The sequence below is a fragment of the Promicromonospora sp. AC04 genome (assembly GCF_003058225.1).
In the GTDB taxonomy this organism is placed as follows: Bacteria; Actinomycetota; Actinomycetes; order Actinomycetales; family Cellulomonadaceae; genus Promicromonospora.
Map to the genome: position 1 here is coordinate 554,532 of NZ_QBUG01000001.1, position 17,584 is coordinate 572,115.

Annotated in this window: 15 protein-coding genes; 13 read left to right on the forward strand and 2 right to left on the reverse strand. The window is 70.6% G+C overall.

Features of this window, described 5'->3' with window-relative positions; genetic code table 11:
- The first annotated feature begins 380 nt into the window (after window positions 1-380).
- The 5 genes from C8K30_RS02335 to C8K30_RS02355 all read left to right on the forward strand — a co-directional run bounded on the left by C8K30_RS02335 (window position 381) and on the right by C8K30_RS02355 (window position 4,439).
- Window positions 381-1,391, forward strand: coding sequence for an SGNH/GDSL hydrolase family protein (locus tag C8K30_RS02335; RefSeq protein ID WP_108491255.1), 1,011 nt, complete (start codon window positions 381-383; stop codon window positions 1,389-1,391).
- 127 nt (window positions 1,392-1,518) lie between these two features.
- On the forward strand, window positions 1,519-1,785 hold the full coding sequence (locus C8K30_RS02340) for a DUF1990 family protein (RefSeq protein WP_108491256.1): 267 nt from the start codon (window positions 1,519-1,521) through the stop codon (window positions 1,783-1,785).
- Between the two features lie 217 nt (window positions 1,786-2,002).
- Entirely contained in the window at window positions 2,003-2,542 is a 540-nt protein-coding gene (locus C8K30_RS02345; protein WP_108491257.1) for a hypothetical protein, read from the forward strand.
- A gap of 452 nt (window positions 2,543-2,994) precedes the next feature.
- Window positions 2,995-3,732 (forward strand): phosphatase PAP2 family protein, encoded by a 738-nt coding sequence (locus C8K30_RS02350; protein WP_108491258.1) that lies wholly within the window; start codon window positions 2,995-2,997, stop codon window positions 3,730-3,732.
- On the forward strand, window positions 3,732-4,439 hold the full coding sequence (locus C8K30_RS02355) for a phosphatase PAP2 family protein (RefSeq protein ID WP_108491259.1): 708 nt from the start codon (window positions 3,732-3,734) through the stop codon (window positions 4,437-4,439). Before C8K30_RS02350 ends, C8K30_RS02355 begins: the two co-directional genes overlap by 1 nt.
- Before the next feature lie 71 nt (window positions 4,440-4,510).
- Here C8K30_RS02355 and C8K30_RS02360 read toward each other — a convergent pair whose 3' ends face one another.
- Window positions 4,511-5,800 (reverse strand): AAA family ATPase, encoded by a 1,290-nt coding sequence (locus tag C8K30_RS02360; RefSeq protein ID WP_108491260.1) that lies wholly within the window; start codon window positions 5,798-5,800, stop codon window positions 4,511-4,513.
- A 113-nt stretch (window positions 5,801-5,913) separates the two neighbouring features.
- Here C8K30_RS02360 and C8K30_RS02365 point away from each other — a divergent pair, with 113 nt between their 5' ends.
- Window positions 5,914-7,140, forward strand: coding sequence for a tetratricopeptide repeat protein (locus C8K30_RS02365; RefSeq protein WP_108491261.1), 1,227 nt, complete (start codon window positions 5,914-5,916; stop codon window positions 7,138-7,140).
- Window positions 7,141-7,304: 164 nt separating this feature from the next.
- On the opposite strand, the gene C8K30_RS02370 is transcribed toward C8K30_RS02365, so the two are convergent.
- On the reverse strand, window positions 7,305-8,126 hold the full coding sequence (locus C8K30_RS02370; RefSeq protein WP_233256928.1) for an alpha/beta hydrolase: 822 nt from the start codon (window positions 8,124-8,126) through the stop codon (window positions 7,305-7,307).
- 243 nt (window positions 8,127-8,369) lie between these two features.
- Here C8K30_RS02370 and C8K30_RS02375 point away from each other — a divergent pair, with 243 nt between their 5' ends.
- The 7 genes from C8K30_RS02375 to C8K30_RS02405 all read left to right on the forward strand — a co-directional run bounded on the left by C8K30_RS02375 (window position 8,370) and on the right by C8K30_RS02405 (window position 17,583).
- A complete protein-coding gene (locus C8K30_RS02375) occupies window positions 8,370-9,176 on the forward strand; it encodes an LLM class flavin-dependent oxidoreductase (RefSeq protein ID WP_108491263.1) in 807 nt (268 codons plus the stop codon).
- A 108-nt stretch (window positions 9,177-9,284) separates the two neighbouring features.
- Window positions 9,285-11,390 (forward strand): translation factor GTPase family protein, encoded by a 2,106-nt coding sequence (locus C8K30_RS02380; protein WP_108491264.1) that lies wholly within the window; start codon window positions 9,285-9,287, stop codon window positions 11,388-11,390.
- A gap of 336 nt (window positions 11,391-11,726) precedes the next feature.
- A complete protein-coding gene (locus tag C8K30_RS02385; protein WP_108491265.1) occupies window positions 11,727-12,671 on the forward strand; it encodes an SDR family oxidoreductase in 945 nt (314 codons plus the stop codon).
- Between the two features lie 52 nt (window positions 12,672-12,723).
- Window positions 12,724-14,079 (forward strand): MFS transporter, encoded by a 1,356-nt coding sequence (locus C8K30_RS02390; protein WP_199230298.1) that lies wholly within the window; start codon window positions 12,724-12,726, stop codon window positions 14,077-14,079.
- A 113-nt stretch (window positions 14,080-14,192) separates the two neighbouring features.
- Window positions 14,193-15,701, forward strand: a complete 1,509-nt coding sequence (locus tag C8K30_RS02395; RefSeq protein WP_233256929.1) for an aldehyde dehydrogenase family protein — start codon at window positions 14,193-14,195, stop codon at window positions 15,699-15,701.
- Window positions 15,702-15,985: 284 nt separating this feature from the next.
- On the forward strand, window positions 15,986-16,606 hold the full coding sequence (locus C8K30_RS02400; RefSeq protein ID WP_108491267.1) for a (2Fe-2S)-binding protein: 621 nt from the start codon (window positions 15,986-15,988) through the stop codon (window positions 16,604-16,606).
- Complete coding sequence (locus tag C8K30_RS02405) at window positions 16,606-17,583, forward strand: xanthine dehydrogenase family protein subunit M (protein ID WP_108491268.1); 978 nt, start codon at window positions 16,606-16,608, stop codon at window positions 17,581-17,583. The genes C8K30_RS02400 and C8K30_RS02405 overlap by 1 nt, the downstream gene beginning before the upstream one ends.
- Window position 17,584: the final 1 nt, after the last annotated feature.

Consider the following 17,584-nt stretch of genomic DNA (forward strand, 5'->3'; position numbering starts at 1 on the left):
CCGTTGTTGACCCTAGGTCGCACGCGAGGTCGGGTCAGGACCTGGAGCCAAGACGTCCCCTTCACCCGATCCGCAGTCACGCAGCCATGGTGCTTCGCGCGCACCTCGAAGCATGTCCCCCACCAGCCACCGAGCAGTAGGAGCTGCGGCCCGTCCGGGCCGCGCGAGCTCTGGCTCGTGCAGGGTCGGGTCCTCGTCGGCCGGCTGCCACCAGAGAACCCGCGGCAGGTTGCCGCGCCCGGGACCGACATGGCGCTTGGCTGACGAAATCTTGAGGTGTTCATTTGCTAGCTATTGTGCAACATGGGTGAAATCTCCTATAAAGGTAGCGATCGGGTCACAACTGAAGTGGCTCGACGGACCTTCAGGGGAGCTGCCCAATGAAGCTACGTCTCTTGCGCATCGTCGCCGCCATGGCGGCGACGAGCCTTGCCACGGTCGGGCTGGTGACGACGCCAGCCCTGCCGTCGTACGCCGTCGGCGAGTCCTACGTCGCCCTCGGCGACTCCTATTCGTCAGGCACTGGCACCAGGAGCTACATCGCTGACGGCACCGACTGCCTGCGCTCGACCTACGCCTACGCCAGCCTGACCGCGGCGGCCAAGAGCTACAGCCTCAACTTCCGGGCCTGCTCGGGAGCGGTCGTGGCCGACGTAACGAACAGCCAGCTCAGCGCACTGAGCTCGAGCACGAGGTATGTCACCATCTCGGTGGGCGGCAACGACGCCGGATTCGCCGACGTGCTCACCGAGTGCGCCCTCCCGGCGTGGGCCAGCGACTGCGCCGGCACGGTCGCCGCGGCACGTACGTTCATCTCCAACACCCTCCCGGGCCGACTCAACACGCTCTACACCTCCATCAGGACGAGGGCGCCGAACGCGAAGGTGGTCGTCGTCGGCTACCCGAAGATCTTCATGGGAGAGGACTGCAACCTGGCGACCTTCTTCAGCCCGGAGGACGAGACGGCGCTCAACAACGCCGTTGTGCTCATCAACTCGGTCACCTCGACGGCCGCCTCCGCCAAGGGATTCACCTTCGTCAACCCGGTCAGTCGGTTCACGGGCCACGCCGTGTGCGACTCGACCGAGTGGATCAACGGCTTCTCGGACCCCGTCCGGGAGTCCTACCACCCCAACCGCCTCGGTCACGCCAACGGATACCTGCCGCTGGTCAGCGGCGTACTGACCGGCGCGAGCGTCACGGCGACCAGCGCAGTGGTCGCTGAGGCGGAGGCGAGTGCTGCGGAGCAGGCGAAGCTCCAGCAGAAGTACGCCAACACCGACCGCAAGATCAAGCCGAAGCTTTTCCAACCCCCGACCAAGGCCCGTCTGGAAGAGCTGGCGAAGGAAAGGGGCATCGACTTCGACGCTTGGTGGGCTGAAGTGCGGTGATCAGCACTGACTGTCGCCGTGAGCAACGAGGTCTGATGCTCGCTTAACTGAAGCGACGCCTTTCGCCCGAGATGATGCGGCTTGTTGAGGGTCGAATCATCGCCTGACGGAAGGCGTCGTTTCTGCTGTGCAGGCGGAGCATGTCGAGATCATCGCAACGATCTCAACCGGCCACCGGGCAGCACTTGCTTACGGCACTTTGGAGGGACACCCGGTCTCAGGAGAGGAAGCGTTCATCGTCCACCGAGACGACGACGGGAACGTGAACCTCACGCCGCGCTCTCTCACGCGTGCCGGGTGGGGCCCATGGCGTGGGCTCTTTCCGTTGATCCTGATCGCCCAGCGCGTCTATCGCCGCCAGTACTTAAGCGCACTCCGGCGCAGCAGCCAATGAACGCACTCGACGAGGCCTCAGCGCTACCCACGACGGCGAAGACGATGGAGCGGACGATCCGGTCTGCGCCGGGTTCTCCTGGACGGTGTACCGGTAGGTCTCGCAGTGTCCGCCGAGGGCCGTGTCAGTGGCCAACCGTAGGATCTGGGCTCGTGAATCAACCTGCGCTTCATGTGCCTACTACGCCTGCCCAGCGGCCAGGAGGTAGCGCCTGACGATGGGTATCTACTTCGCTTTGTTTCCTGTCGACTCCGACCTCGTTCAGCAGGACGAGGAATGGCTTGAGGAGTACACGGACGCGCGCTACCGAGAGTTCTGGGAGTGGAAGGACGATCAGGCGGCAGCGGTGGACGACCCGCGCGGGCACGTCATGCTGCGCTACCAGCACCACTACATGAACCTGATCAACCCGTACCTGGAGGCCGCGTACGACATCGAGCCGTACAGCTGGTTCGCGGGTGAGCAGGTCGGCGAGTTCTACTACGTGAAGCAGCCGGACGAGGTCACAGCACTCGCAGCCACCCTCTCGCGTCCGGCCGGCGACGTGCGTGAACGGCTCGACTCTCTGGCTCGGGCCAACCTCGACATGGTGGGCACCTGGACACCGTTGGAGGGCCTTCAGGCCATCGGCACGGTCCAGGGCGGAACCGTCGACCAGGTCTGGGAACTGATCCATGCCCTGCATGCCGAGCTTCTTGCCTTCCTCCGGCGAGCCTCCGACGGCGGACAAACCATGATCGGCCACTTCAGCCCGTGATCAGTCGTAAGGGCGAGAAGGCATGGCGTCGTCTGGCCGTCGGGACTCAATCGCGGACTCCAGTGAGTCATCGTCCGCCGCAACGGCCTTCAATGCGGCCCAGGCCTGGAATGCTCCACGAGCCGTGGGACGGCCTCTACGACACATGACGCCTTGTGTCGTGGCGGCGGACTCTGCATCCCAGATCGTTCGGCAGAGCACGGCTGCCCGTGTCCGCCGGCTTCGCTGTCGTGACGTACCTGCTCAGCAGCATCGCGGTCAGCCTGGCCGGCGGAGGCGGAGCAGGCCCGGTGCCGTCGTCCGGCGGGGCCACACCCACCGAGCGCAAGGGACGGCTGCATCTCGCGAGAGTCCTGAGTGCTCGACCAGGTGGTTGAAGCACAGCCATCAGAGGGCCTCTGGCACGCGCGTCACGACGCGCCAGTGGCGGCGCCCTGTGGCAGCGTGACGGCATGAGGCCCGCACTGCACCGCAGTCCCGGGCACGGTCCGCAGACCGCCGGAGCAGCGCGAGCGACCGCCGGTCGCGCACGCCCCCTCGTACGCGCTGCGCTGACTGGTGTCGCGACCGGCGTCGCCGTCGTCGTCATCGCCCTTCTCGTGCGCGAACAGTGGCCGCCGCTCGTCCAGCTCGACGAGCAAGCCGTGACCGCGGGCACGACGCTCGCCGCTTCGCACCCCGAGCTGCTGCGCGCGCTCGTCGTCTGGCAGTGGGTCTTCCTCGCGGCGCACCTGCTGGTGCCCGTCGCTGCGCTGTGCCTCGTCTACTGGTGGCGCACCGGCAATGCCACGCGCACGTGGTGGGCACTCACGACGATCCTTACGGCCTGGGGGCTGTCCAACCTGCTGAAGGAGCTCGTGCGACGCGCGCGGCCGGTGCTGGACCACCCGGTGGAGAGCGCGGACGGCTTCTCGTTCCCGTCGGGGCACGCCGCGAGTACGGCAGCGATGACCACGGCGCTGGTGGTGCTCGTGTGGCCGTCGCTCAGATCGCGGGTCCTGCGGGTCGCTGCGGTGGCGGGGGCGGCGGTGCTCACTGCCGCCACAGCGGTCGACCGGGTCATGCTCGGCGTCCACTACCCCTCCGACGTGCTGGCCGGCATTCTCTTCGGGGTCGGTTTCGTGCTGGCGTCGTACCTCGCCTACCGGCACTGGTCGACGCCGCGCCGCGAGCGCGGTACGGCGTCCTGATGCTCGACCTCGATCGGTGGGCGGACGACACGTCGGCACCTGGAGGGCGCGAGGTGCGGCGCGACCTCGGCCTGCGTGTCGGGGTCCCGGCAGCGGTGTGGTGGGCGGTCGTCGTCGGGCTCGGGCTCCTGCTCACCGGCCCGCTGGCAGGGCTCAGAGAGCGGGAGACCGCGGTCAGCGAATGGTTCGTCCAGCAGCGCACGGCGGCCCTCGACACCCTCACGGAGGTGTGGAGCGTGTTGGGGACCACCGAGACGATCATCGGGATCTGCGTCGTCGTGTCCGGCGTCGTCTGGTGGCGAACCAGGCAGTGGTGGTACGCGGTGGTCCCGGCTATCGCGGTCGCCGTCCAGGCGGCGGTCTTCATGCTGGCGGCGCTTGTCGTGAGCGCCGAACGCCCCGAGGTGGAGCAGCTCGACCCGGCGCCGCCTACCTCGAGCTTCCCAAGCGGCCACTCCGGCGCCTCGATAGCGCTCTACGTCTCGCTGGCGCTGATGGCCCAGCGGATCGGGCAACCGTGGCTGCGCGTGAGCGTGACCATCGTGCTGTCCGTGCTGCCCCTGCTCGTCGTCTACTCCCGGCTGTACCGGGGGATGCACTATCCGAGCGACGTCGTCGTCGGGGTGCTCAACGGCCTCGTGTGCGTCGTGCTCGGGTGGTACTGGCTGCGGCGGACGCCCCGTCGTGTCGAGGACGGCGGCGTCTGAATACCCGTCCCCGGCGAGCTCTGCTGCCGACGCTGTGCCGACTCATCGGGACGCTCCCGCGCAGGTCAGCCTCACCGGCGACGCTTCTTCAGATAAACAGCGAGCTCGTCGTACGCACCGGCGTCGTTGCCGTACATCGCGTAGTTCTTGGCGGTCTCCATCCACTCTCCGATGCTCGGCCGCACGGACTTCGCCGCCTCCTGCAGGTGACGCTGCGTGATCGGAACTACCCGGCCTGCGGCCATCGACTCCTCCATCGCGGTCTCCGTCGCCTGCTCGCACACCAGCGCGAGGTCGGCCCCCGACATGCCATCCGACGCCCGCGCGATCTTCGCGAGGTCGAGCCGCTCGACAGGGCGGCCACGCAGGTGCAGTCGCAGGATCGCCTCGCGGCTCTCGACGTCCGGCGGCAGCACCAGCACGGTCCGGTCGAACCGTCCCGGCCGGAGCAGCGCTGAGTCGATGTCCCACGGGTGGTTGCTCGCACCGAGGACGAAGAGCCCTTCGTTCTCCGTGCTCGCACCGTCCAGCTCGGACAGCATCTGGTTCACGACGCCGCGCATGGCCGACCCTCCACCGCGGAGGTTCGACCGCTTCTGGCCCAGCGCGTCCATCTCGTCGAAGAACAGGACACACGGCCGGTTCCGGCGGGCTGTGTCGAAGATGTCGCGCAGGTTGCGTTCGCTGCTGCCGATCCACATGTCGAGGACGTCACTCAGGCCGATCTCGTAGAAGCTCGCACCGAGCTCGCCCGCGAGCGCGCGGGCAATGAACGTCTTGCCGCACCCGGGCGGTCCCCACAGCAGGAGCCCGCCCCGCAGCGACTTGCCGAACTCCCTGCTCAGCTCCGGGTTGCGCAGCGGCGTGAGGAACGACTGATCGAGGCGCTTCTTCACGCTCGCGAGGCCACCGACGTCCGCCAGCGTGACCCCTGCCTGCCCTAGGGTGCCGATGGCGGGCTCCGCGACAGGCTCGCTGCCGGACCACTGTTCGAGGATCTCGTCAGCGGTGTCCGGGACGGCGGCCGCAGCCGTGTGCGGTGCGCCCGCAAGAGGGGTCCGGGATGGCGGCGCCGCTGCGCCGGCCGGGGTGATCGGCGGGTCCACCGGTGCGAGCGCGTCAGCAAGGCGGCCGTAGGACGCCGCCTTCGCCTCGTCGCCGAGCGCCCGTGCGGCGCCGGCTGCGGTGCGCAGCGCCTCGACGTGATCTGGTACTGCTGCCAGCACGGTGGTGGCGTGCGTGAGCGCCTTGTCCGGCCGGCCGGCCTCCGCGAACAGTCTCGCGACGTGTGCCCGCACCGCGTGATTGGCGGGATCTGCGGTCAGCGCGACGAGCAGTGCGTCGATCACCGGATGCGTCATTCGCCGAACGGTACCGGATTGCTTTCGGCGACTTTGACCCGTCATGTCGGAACCTCTACCGTGTGCCTGATTCGTGCTCGAACCCGAGCCGCGACCTGTGTGCCGGGGTGGGTATGAACGAGACTGCAGCTGCCGCAGAGCGACGCGGCCAGGCTTTGCTAGACCTTGGCCGTGGCCGGGAGGCGGAGGAACAGTTCCGTATCGCGCTGGCCGCGACCCCTGATGATCCGGACCTTCTGACCCAGCTGGCACAGGCGCTCCTGGAGCAGGACCGTCACCAGGAGGCGCACGACGTCAGTCGCGCGGCCGTGGGCGCAGCCCCTGAGCACGTGATGGCCTACTCGATCCTCTCCGCGTCCCTCGCTGGGCTCGAACGCCTGCCCGAAGCGCGCGAGGCTGTCCGTCGAGCTCTCGGACTGGCCCCGCACTTCGCCGGGCTGCACGTCCAGGAGGCCCGCGTTCTGCTGGCCCAGAACCTGCCCGCCGAGGCACTGGCGAGCGTCGCACGGGCACGCGCTCTCCACCCGGAGGACGCAGACGCCGCGGCGGTGCAGGCCGCCGCGCTGTACGACATGAACCGGTTCGGCGAGGCTCAGGCTGCGGTCCACGAGGCCTTGCGCCTGGACCCGGAGAGTGTCGTCGCGCACCGCGTCCAGGGCCTGCTGGCACTGCGTCGTGGCGGCGGTGCGCCCGCTATTCAGGCGCACCGGACCGCACTGCGCCTCTCCCCCACGGACTCCGGCGCCCGCGACGGGCTCGCCGTCTCCCTCAAGTCACGTAACCCGCTCTACGGCCTCCTGCTGCGGTACAGCATGTGGTTGCAGGCGCAACCGAAGGCGCTGCGGCTGGGGATGGTCATCTTGCCGCTGGTCCTAACCCGACTGCTGCGCCCCTTCGACGACCAGCCGTGGGCGACCGCCCTGCTCGTCCTCGTGCTCGCGTATGTCGTGCTCAGCTGGAGCCTCGAGCCGCTGATGAACACCGTCCTGCTCCTCAGCCGCGACCGGCACGTCCTGGGCCGTCCGGAGCGGTTGGCGACCTATGCCTTCCTCGGTTTCGCCGGGGCGGGCCTCGCAGTGCTCACCGTGGGCCTGGCAGGGGGCTTTTCCCTCTTCCAGACCCTTGCTCTCGGGCTGGGCCTGTGGGCGATGTCCATCGGCTCCGCCCATACGGTCCGAGCCGGACGTGTCAAGGTGCTGACTATCGGGGCCGGGGTGGCCGCGGTCCTCGCCACGGTGGCGTTCGCCGGCACCCTGGCCGGGGTCGGCGGCCTGGGCGTCGCGGTGATGACAGTGCTGCTGGGTGGCATCGCTTCCCTCTGGTTCACCGCCTTCGCCTGAGGAACGCGGTGATCGAACCTGCCGGTCTCGACAGGTTCAGTCACCCGGGGGGCCGATGGCGAGGCGTTGGTCGCAAGCTCGATATGTGTGCGCGCATGACTCCGCGCCATGCACTGACAAGCTACTGCGGCCACCAACGCGGCGACAGTTCCGGCGAAATGATGTCAGGACCCCGGCGCGACCCACCCGGTGATCGCCTCGATGACCTCGCCTTGCCAGGCCAAGGTCTGCGGCTGCCGATAGGCCTTGTCCCCAGCGACAGCGAACCCATGCCCCGCACCCTCGATCACGAGGAGTCGCGACCGGTCGTTGAGCTGTTCCATCGCCTCGTACGACGGCCCGATCGGCACCTGGGTATCCGCGTCCCCATGCACGATCAGGACCGGCGCAACGATCTCGCCGAGCGCAGTGTGCGGCTGCAGCCAGAACACCTCGTTGAGAAAAGCCCGCCCGTGCCGAAAAGAGGCCGAGTACTGCACGAACCCGTCCCGGGTCAGCTTGTCGCCGTGCTCGTCGTCGAGACGGTCGTCCACCCAGTACGGGCGCGAGTCGATCGTGCGCTTCTTGTAGTCGATCCGCGGGCACAGCATCACCAGCCGCTGCACCTGCGCCGGGCGCTTGGCGGCGTAGTACGCGCAGATCCCGCCGGCGAACGACTGGCCCACCAGCGACGTCGTCGTCACGCCCGTCTGGGCGCTCAGCACCTCGAACCCTGCCCGCATGTCGTTGAGCAACCCGGCCAGGGTGACGTCTTCCTGCGTGCCCTCGGACTCCCCGTGACCGCGCAGGTCGAACCGCAACGAAGCGATCCCGGCGGCAGCAAGCCCTTCGGCAATTCGGTCGAAGAAGCCCGACTCGTGCCGGGTCACCCCTCGCCCATGCACGAGCAGCACGCCAAGACTTGCCGGCTCGTCGGGGACGACGACATCACCGAAGAGCCGCAGGCCGTCCAGGGACTTGAACTCCACTCGCGACTCATCAGGCACGACGACCTCCCAAGAAACGGGACCAGCACGAACATCATCAGTCTGCCCCCGCAACGTCGAGGTGGGATGCGAGCGGGCGGCGGGAGTTGGGCTGAGCAGGCCGTGGCGGAGAGACGCGAGGGTCAGTACCTCCCCACGGTCCGCCGACCGAGCCCATGCCCAAGGCCTTGCCTGCAGCGGACCTCCTGGCTCACCCTGGCCGTACCGAGGCGTCCCGTCGGAATCGGACAAAGGAGTCCAGGCATGACCAGACCGTTCCGGTTCGGAGTCGTGACCCCGCTGCTGACTGACCTGCCCTCGTGGCGCGACCGGGTGCGCCGGATCGCCGACAGCGGCTACTCGACGCTGCTGATGCCCGACGTCCCGCACTGGCAGCCCGCACCCGCACCGACGCTCGCCTTCGCAGCGGCACAGACGGACCTGCGTGTCGGCACCTGGGTGTACGCCTCCCCGCTGCGCCCGGCCTGGAGCACCGCATGGGAGGCGCACTCCCTGTCAGTACTCACCGAGGGCCGCTTCGAGATGGGCATCGGCACCGGCCGGCCGGGGATCGAGAACGAGCTCCGCGACCTCGGGATGCCCGAGGTCCCGCCGCGAGAGCGGTTGGCCCAGGTACAGCAGACGGTGGCGACGCTGCGAGACCTGGACGGTCCCGACCTGCACACGCCGGTAGTGATGGCCGTTCGCGGACCGAAGGCCCAAGCCCTGGCCGCCGACGTCGCCGACACCGTCACCTTCGCGGCGATGCCCAGTGACACCCGTGCCGAGGTCACGGCGATGGCACGCGGGTTCCACGCCACACGGGACATCGAGCTCGCGCTCCACGTGCCCGTCGTCGGCGACGCCGTCGCGCCGTTCATGGCACCCCCGGACATCGACACGGCTGCGCTGCGCGAGGCGGACTCGCTGGCCATCCTCCCCGATGACCCGGACGCGGCCGCCGAGGAGATCCAGCGGCGGCGAGAGGAGATCGGCTACTCCTACTTCGTCTTCGGCGCCGACTTCGCCGAACGGCTCGCACCGGTCGTCGCTGAGCTCTCCGGACGGTAGCCAAGCCGGGCAAGCAGCGGTGAACCTGGCGACGGTCTGGTGCAGCACCTGGCCACCCGCCCGCCGACGCGCAATCATGGCCAGTAGCACCCACCGGCGGGAGGCCTCATGGACGCGGCAGCAACAACCACCCACCGGACCGTCGCGATCGTAGGTGCCTCCGGCGCGGGCAAGACGACGCTCACCGAGGCGCTGCTGCACCGCGCCGGCGCGATCCCCCGCGCGGGCCGGGTGGAGGACGGCAGCACGGTGAGCGATCACGAGCCCGAGGAGATCGCCCGAGGCATCTCGCTCGGCCTCGCGCTCGGGACGCTCACCTGGACGTGTCCCGACGGCGCCGTGAACACCCTGACCCTGGCCGACGCGCCGGGCCACCCGGACTTCGCGGGCGCCGCGGACACGGCCCTGTCGGTCGCGGACCTCGCGCTCGTCGTCGTCAGCGCGGTGGACGGCGTGCAGCCCGGCACCCGGAGCGCGTGGGCGGTCGCCGAGGCGCTCGGCGTGCCGCGCCTCGTCGTCGTGACCCAGGAGGACCGGGCCCGCGCCGACTTCCGGCGCGTGCTCGCCGAGCTGCGCGAGGCCTTCGGCGAGCATCTCTGGCCCGTCGAGCTGCCGCTCGGCGAGGAGCAGTCCTTCAGCTCCATCGCGGACGTGCTCGGCGAGCACGCCCTCGTCTACGACGACGCCGGGCGACACCACGACGAGGACCTGCCGGCCGGCGTCGTCGACGAGGAGCACCGGATGCACGTCGACGTGACCGAGGAGCTCGTGTCGCACGACGACGAGCAGCTCGACGCATACCTGTCGGGACAGGAGCCGGCCGCGGCCGACCTCGAGCGCACCCTCGCGCGCGAGGTCGCCGCGGGCAGGGCCGTGCCCGTGGTGGTTGCCTCCGGCGTGACCGCCACCGGCGTCGACCGCCTTGCCGACCTGCTGTGCGAGCTGGCGCCCGCGCCGACCGAGCGCGACAGCCGCGTCGTCGTCGGCTCGGGCGACGACGGCGACAGCGCCGCCGACGACGACGGCGCCCCGGGGAGCTCCGTCGCGGTGGCCGCCGACCCGTCCGGCGAGCCGCTCGTGCACGTCTTCCGTACCGTGGCCGACGTCTACGTGGGCCAGGTCTCGATGCTCAAGGTGCTCTCGGGCATCGTGCGCACCTCCGACCGGTTGCGCAACGCGACCACCGGCGCCGACGAGCGCATCCACGGCCTGTTCCGGCTGCAGGGCAAGGAGCACCTCCCGGTCGATCACCTGTCCGCGGGCGAGGTGGGTGCCGCCGCGAAGCTGGGCGGCTCGCCGTCGGGCACGCTGCTCTGGTCGCGGCCCTCGGGCCGCGCCCGGCCCGCCCTGCCGCCGCGGCGGCAGCCGGTGTACGCCGCGACGCTCGTGCCGGCGTCGCAGTCGGACGACGAGCGGATGTCGACGGCGCTGGCCCGGCTCGTCGCCGAGGACCTGACGCTCGTCGTCGACCGCGTGGGTGACGCGACAGTGCTGCGCGGCCTCGGGGACACGCACCTCACCGTCGCGGTCGACCGGCTCGCGCGCGTGTTCGGCGTCCACGTCGAGACCGCGCCCGTGCCCGTCGCCTACCGGGAGACGATCGCGCGGGCCACGCAGGCGGAGGGCAAGGTCAAGAAGCAGTCCGGCGGGCACGGCCAGTTCGCCGTCGTACAGCTGCGGGTGACGCCGCTGCGCGAGGGCAGCTTCGAGTTCGTCGACTCGGTGGTGGGGGGCTCGGTGCCCCGGCAGTACATCTCGGCCGTCGAGAAGGGGGCGCACGACGCCATGGCCGCCGGAGGGCCACAGGGCTACCCCGTCGTGGACCTGCGCGTCGAGGTGTACGACGGCAAGTCGCACTCGGTGGACTCGTCCGACATGGCGTTCCGCACCGCGGCGGCCGCGGGCATCAGGACGGCGCTGGCCGAGGCCGGGACGGTGCTGCTCGAGCCCGTGTCGACCGTGACCGTGACCGTCCAGCCCGAGCACCAGGGCGCCGTCCTCACCGACCTGTCGGGGCGGCGCGGACGTGTCTCCGCTACCGAGCTGGCCGACGACGGCCGGGCGCGCGTCGTCGCGACCGTGCCGGAGGCGGAGCTCGGCCGGTACGTCCTCGACCTGCGATCCCTGACCGGCGGCCGAGCCGAGCTCACTGTCGAGCACGCCGGCTACGAACGGGCGCCGAGCGCCGCACGGGCGGACTCGCCGACGAGGTAGGCACCGACGGCCGTCTCGCGGGCCGACCACCGGGCGCGGGCCGACGTCGCGGCGTCACCACGGCCGCCGTCGGGCACGCTCGCAGGGATGGTGATCGTGGTGCGACGGGGCGCGGTCGCGTCCAGGCCTCGCGTTCCCCCTTACGGAGCCGAGCCGTGACCTGGCGAGCCTGTGATCGGGAGGTCCTGGATAGGTCTGCGCCGTCCGCCAAGGATCGATGCCATGGCCACCAACCGAGTGGCTGGCCCCGGGCAGAAGCCCGATCGCACAGGGAGCAGGGTCCGTCCGCGATCGCGGACGGCCCACCCCAAGACCACGACCTCAAGGAGCAGAACGATGCCACGTACACCGATCGACATCACCATCCCCGATCTGTCCGGTAAGCGCGCGCTGGTCACCGGCGCCAGCGACGGCATGGGCCTGGGCATGGCCGCGCGCCTGGCCGCGGCCGGCGCAGAGGTCGTCATGCCCGTGCGCAACCCGGCCAAGGGCGAGGCCGCGATCAGCAGGATCAACCGAGTCGCACCCGGCGCGAAGGTCTCGCTGCGCAGCCTCGACCTGGCGTCGCTGGAGTCGGTGGAGGCCTTGGGCGACACGCTGCGCGCGGAGGGCGACCCGATCCACCTCCTGATCAACAACGCGGGCGTCATGCGGCCGCCGCAGCGGCAGACCACCGTCGACGGGTTCGAGGTGCAGCTCGGCACCAACCACCTGGGCCACTTCGCCCTGGTCGCCCAGCTGCTGCCGCTCCTGCGCGACGGCCGCGCCCGGGTGACCTCCCAGGTCAGCGTCGCCTCGGCCAGCGGCTCCATCAACTGGGCCGACCTGAACTGGGAGCGCTCGTACGACGTCATGCGCGCCTACCGTCAGTCCAAGATCGCGTTCGGGCTGTTCGGCCTCGAGCTGGAGCGCCGCAGCAAGGCCCGTGGGTGGGGCATCACCAGCAACCTCTCCCACCCCGGCGTCGCGCCCACCAGCCTGCTGGCCGCCCGCCCCGAACTCGGCCGCAGCGACGACACACCCCACATCCGCCGCATCCGCTGGCTCTCCGAGCACGGCATCCTGATGGGCACCGCCGAGACCGCGGGGCTGCCCGCCCTCATGGCCGCGACCGACCCCGCAGCCAAGCCCGGCACGCTGTACGGCCCGAGCGGCCCCGGCACCCTGGGCGGTGCGCCGGCCGAGCAGCGCATGCACCGGCCGCTGCGCAGCCTCACCGAGGCCGCGCACATCTGGCAGGTCTCCGAGGAGCTGACCAAGACCGCCTTCCCGACCACGTGACCGCGCAGCCGAGAACCGCGAGCCCCACGAACCGAGCCGCAGGAGCAGCCAGATGAGTTCTGTCCCCCAGCCCGCCGTCCGACGACGAAGCCCGTGGTGGGTGGTCGTCGGCGCGGGCACGGCGAACGCCGTCGGCCCGCAGATGTACCTGGCGACCACCGGTCTGTTCGTGCTGCCGATCGTCGAGGACACCGGCTTCAGCCGCACGACCGTCACAGGCGCCTACTCGGTCGCCGCCGTCGGGATGGTCATCGGCCTGGTCATCGTCAGCCGGCTCGTGGACCGGTACGCCGCCCGCTACATCCTCGTACCGGGGTTCGTGCTGTTCGCCGCCTCGATGGCCACGATCGGCCTGGTCCCGCCCGTCGAGGCCATCTACTTCATCCCGTGCTTCTTCGTCGGGCTCTTCGGGGGCGCGACGGCGGTCCCCGCCACCCGCGCCGTCGTGAGCTGGTTCGACAACAACCGCGCGCTGGCCGTCGGCGTCGTCACGGGCATCATCGGTCTTGGCGCGGCACTGGGTCCGGTGCTGGCCGGTGCGCTCATCAACGGCGTCGGGTGGCGGCAGGCGTACGGCTACCTGGCGCTGATCGCCGCCCTGGTCTCCGTCACGATGGTCACCCGGTTCGTGCGGGCCCGCGCCGAGCAGCACGTGCGCGGACGACTCGTCCAGGAGACCCACGTCGGGGACCGGGACGTCAGCCTCCAGCTCCCGGGCCTGACCTTCGGCGAGGCGCTGCGCACCCGCCAGTTCTGGGGCATCGCGCTCGGGCTGGGCATGGTCGGCGTCGTCGTTGTCGGCCTGCAGGTCCACCTCGTGCCGATGATGACCGACCGCGGGCTGAGCAGCGACCAGGCAGGGCAGCTGCTGGTCATCTTCGGCCTCGCATCGCTCGTGGGCCGGGTCGTCGGCGGCCTCATCATCGATCGCGTCCACGGCTCGGTCGTCGGACCGATAGTGATGCTCGCCCCGATCGCGGGCATGTTCTTCCTGGAGCCGCCGTTCTCCACCGCCGCCGTCGCGGTCGGATTCATCGGCATCGCGTTCGGCATCGAGGGTGACCTGCTCGCGCTGCTCGTCACGCGGTACCTCGGCACCCGCAGCTTCGGCCAGATCATCGGCCCGGTCCAGGCCATGTTCATCCTCGGCAGTGCCTTCGGGCCGCTGCTGCTCGGCCTGAGCTACGACGAGCTGGGCTCCTACGACCCGGTCATCCCCGTACTGATGGGCGTTCTCGTGGTCGGCGCGGTCCTCATCGCGACGCTGGGCCGCTACGTCTATCCCGCGATCAACGGGTTCGACCAGCTCGCCGCTCGCGACGAGCTCGCCGCCGCCGAGGTGCTGAGCGGCGTCGCCGAGGGCCACGACACCCCCGCCCCGTCGGACCGCCTGCTCGGCCGACCCTGACCACCGGAGAGACCAGTGCCCACCAGCCCCCTCGGTCGCGCGTTGCGCAACCGGCGCGCCGGACACCACACGCTCGTCCGGGCGCGGCCCAGCCTGCAAGCGGAAGCGAGAACATGATGCAGACGAACGAGCACGACACGGGCACCGACCACAACGGCACGGTCCACAGCAGCACGGTCCACAGCAGCACGGTCCACAGGGACACGTTCTACGTGGACGGACGCTGGGTGCGCTCGCACAGCACTCAGCAGGTAGTGGTGACCAACCCGGCCACCGAGGGGAGCCTGGCGCTGGTCACGCTGGGTGACGTCACCGACGTCGAGGCCGCGGTCGACGCCGCGCGCCTGGCCGCACCGGGCTGGGCCCGGACGCCAGTGTCCGAGCGCGCGGCTCTGCTGCGTGCCATTGCGGCCGAGCTGACCGCCCGGCACGAGGAGATCGCGCAGCTCGAGACGGCGGAGGTCGGCTCTCCGATCGGCCTGTCCCGCCGAGCGCACGCCGGCAGCCCGATCTACTTCTTCACCTCCGCCGCCGACCTGATCGAGCAGTCCGAGCCGGACGAGACGATCCTGGGCGCGACGGTCCTGCGCGAGCCGTACGGCGTGGTCGGCGCGATCACACCGTGGAACTGCCCGCTGCACCAGAGCGCGGCCAAGATCGCGCCGGCGCTGGCCGCCGGGAACACCGTCGTCTACAAGCCCAGCGAGGTCACGCCGCTCGGGGCCTACGCCCTGACCGAGGCGATCGACGCCGCCGGCCTGCCGCCCGGTGTGTTCAACATGGTCATGGGCGACGGGGCGGCCGTCGGCGCGCGAATCGCCGGTCATCCGGACGTCGACCTGGTGTCGTTCACCGGTTCCACCCGAGCCGGTATCCAGGTCGCGACCGCGGCGGCGGCCACCGTCAAGAAGGTGTCCCTGGAGCTGGGCGGCAAGAGTCCCGCCGTGATCCTGCCGGACGCCGTGCTGCAACCGGCCCTGGAGCAGGCCCTGCGCTCGGGCTTCCTGAATTCCGGGCAGACCTGCATGGCCCTGACCCGGATCCTGGTGGACCGCACCCGCCTGGCCGAGGCCGAGGCCGTCGTCCGGGAGGCGGTGGCCGCCTTCGTCGTGGGCGATCCCACCGACCCGCACACCGACTACGGGCCGCTGGTGTCCAAGGCGCAGCAGGAGCACGTGGAGGCCTACATCCGTCAGGGGCAGCAGGAAGGGCTGCGACTGCTGACCGGCGGTCCGGACCGCCCGGCGGCGCTGAGCCGCGGCTACTACCTGCCGCTGACGGTCTTCTCCGACGTCCCGCCCCACTCGGCCCTGGTGACCGAGGAGATCTTCGGGCCGGTGCTGGTGATCCAGGCCTACGACACCGTCCAGGACGCCGTCGACCTGGCGAACCGGACGCCCTACGGGCTGTGCGCCGGGGTGTGGGGGGCCACCCGCTCCGAAGCCGTGGAGGTGGCCCGGCAGCTCCAGGCCGGCCAGGTCTTCGTCAACGGCGCCGGGTTCAACCCCGACGTCCCGTTCGGCGGATACAAGCGATCGGGCATCGGCCGAGAGCACGGACGTTACGGCCTGGAGGAGTTCCAGCAGGTCAAGGGCCTCGTCTTCGCCGACGACGGCGCGTGACCCCAGGCCCGTCGACCAGCCCAGCAGACACCTCGAAAGGGTTCCGCTCGTCATGCCCAGCGATCACGTGACCACCGCCATCGACTTCTCCGCCCAGACCCCGATCGCCGTCTGCCCGCCCTGAGGCGTCGCCGCCCGGGCAAGGCCTCAGCCTCGGATCGACAGGTCCTGGATGTCCCCCGCCCCAGTGTCCAACCTGGGACCAGCACGAGCCCGGAGACCACACGGATGGTCGCGGCGCTGTCCTTCCCTGCCCGAAGTTGCGACCAGCCAGGAGAGACTCGATGAACCAAGAACACGATGCGGGACCCGGCCGTTCGGGTGTGTCCCGACGGAACTTCCTGGGCGGTGGCCTGGTCGCCGCCGCCGTGACGCCGCTGCTGACCGGGCAGGCCGAGGCGAAAGCCGCCGCGGCGCCCACCGTGGACGGCGTGGCCCAGGTGACGGTGCGCGCCGCCGTCAACGGCAGCCCCGTCACGGTGCGGGTGGACCCGCGCGCGACCCTGCTGGACACGCTGCGCGAGCGGCTGGACCTCAAGGGCACCAAGAAGGGCTGCGACCGGGGACAGTGCGGGGCCTGCACCGTCCACGTCGACGGCCGGCGCGTGCTGTCCTGCCTCACCCTGGCCGCCACCACGACCGGCCGGGAGGTCACCACTATCGAGGGCCTCGCCGACGGTGACCGGCTGCACCCGATGCAGCAGGCGTTCGTCGAGCACGACGGCCTGCAGTGCGGCTTCTGCACGCCGGGGCAGATCATGTCCGCGGTCGCCATGGTCGACGACGAGGGCGGAGCCGACTCGGACGACGAGATCCGCGAGCGCATGTCCGGCAACATCTGCCGGTGCAGCGCCTACCCCCGCATCGTCGACGCGATCCGTGACGCGCAGCAGGTGATGCGCTGATGCGGCCCTACACCTACGCCCAGGCCCGCTCCGTCCGCGAGGCCCTGCGGGGCGCCGGACCGGACACCGCGTTCCTGGCCGGCGGCACCACACTGGTCGACCTGATGAAGCTCGAGGTGGTCACCCCGGAACGGGTCGTGGACATCAACCGGCTCCCGCTGGACGGCGTCACCCTGGACCACAAGGGCCTGCACATCGGCGCGCTCGAACGAATGAGCGACGTGGCCGCCCATCCCGCCGTGCGGCAGCACTACCCGATGATCGCGCAGGCCCTGGAGCTGAGCGCCTCGGCCCAGCTGCGCAACATGGCGAGCATCGGCGGCAACCTCCTGCAGCGCACCCGCTGCGGGTACTTCCGCGACGTCACGACCCCGTGCAACAAGCGCGAGCCGGGCTCCGGCTGCTCCGCTCTGGACGGCATCAACCGCGGCCACGCCGTCCTCGGCACGAGCGACGCCTGCATCGCCACCCACCCCAGCGACCTCGCCGTCCCGCTCGTGGCGCTGAGCACGACGGTGCACCTCGCCTCCCCACGGGGCACTCGTAGCGTGCCGCTGGACACCTTCTACACCCTGCCGGGCAGCACGCCCGACGTCGAGAACGTCCTGCGACCGGACGAGCTCATCACCGGCATCACCGTCCCCCGCTCCCCCTGGGCAGCGCGCTCCCTCTACCTCAAGGTGCGCGACCGGCAGTCGTACGAGTTCGCGCTCACCTCGGCGGCCGTCGCCCTCGAGCTGCAGGGCCGCACCATCACGAACGCCAGGATCGCCGCGGGCGGCGTCGGGACCAGGCCCTGGCGGCTGACGGCCGTCGAACGCGCCCTGACCGGCCGGCCCGCCACCCCCGCCACGTTCGAGGCCGCCGTCACGCACGCGGCGGACGGCGCCCAGCCGCGCGAGCACAACGCGTTCAAGCCCGCCCTGCTGCGCCGCACCCTGGTCCGGGCCCTGACCGAGCTGCAGGAGAGCCGATGAG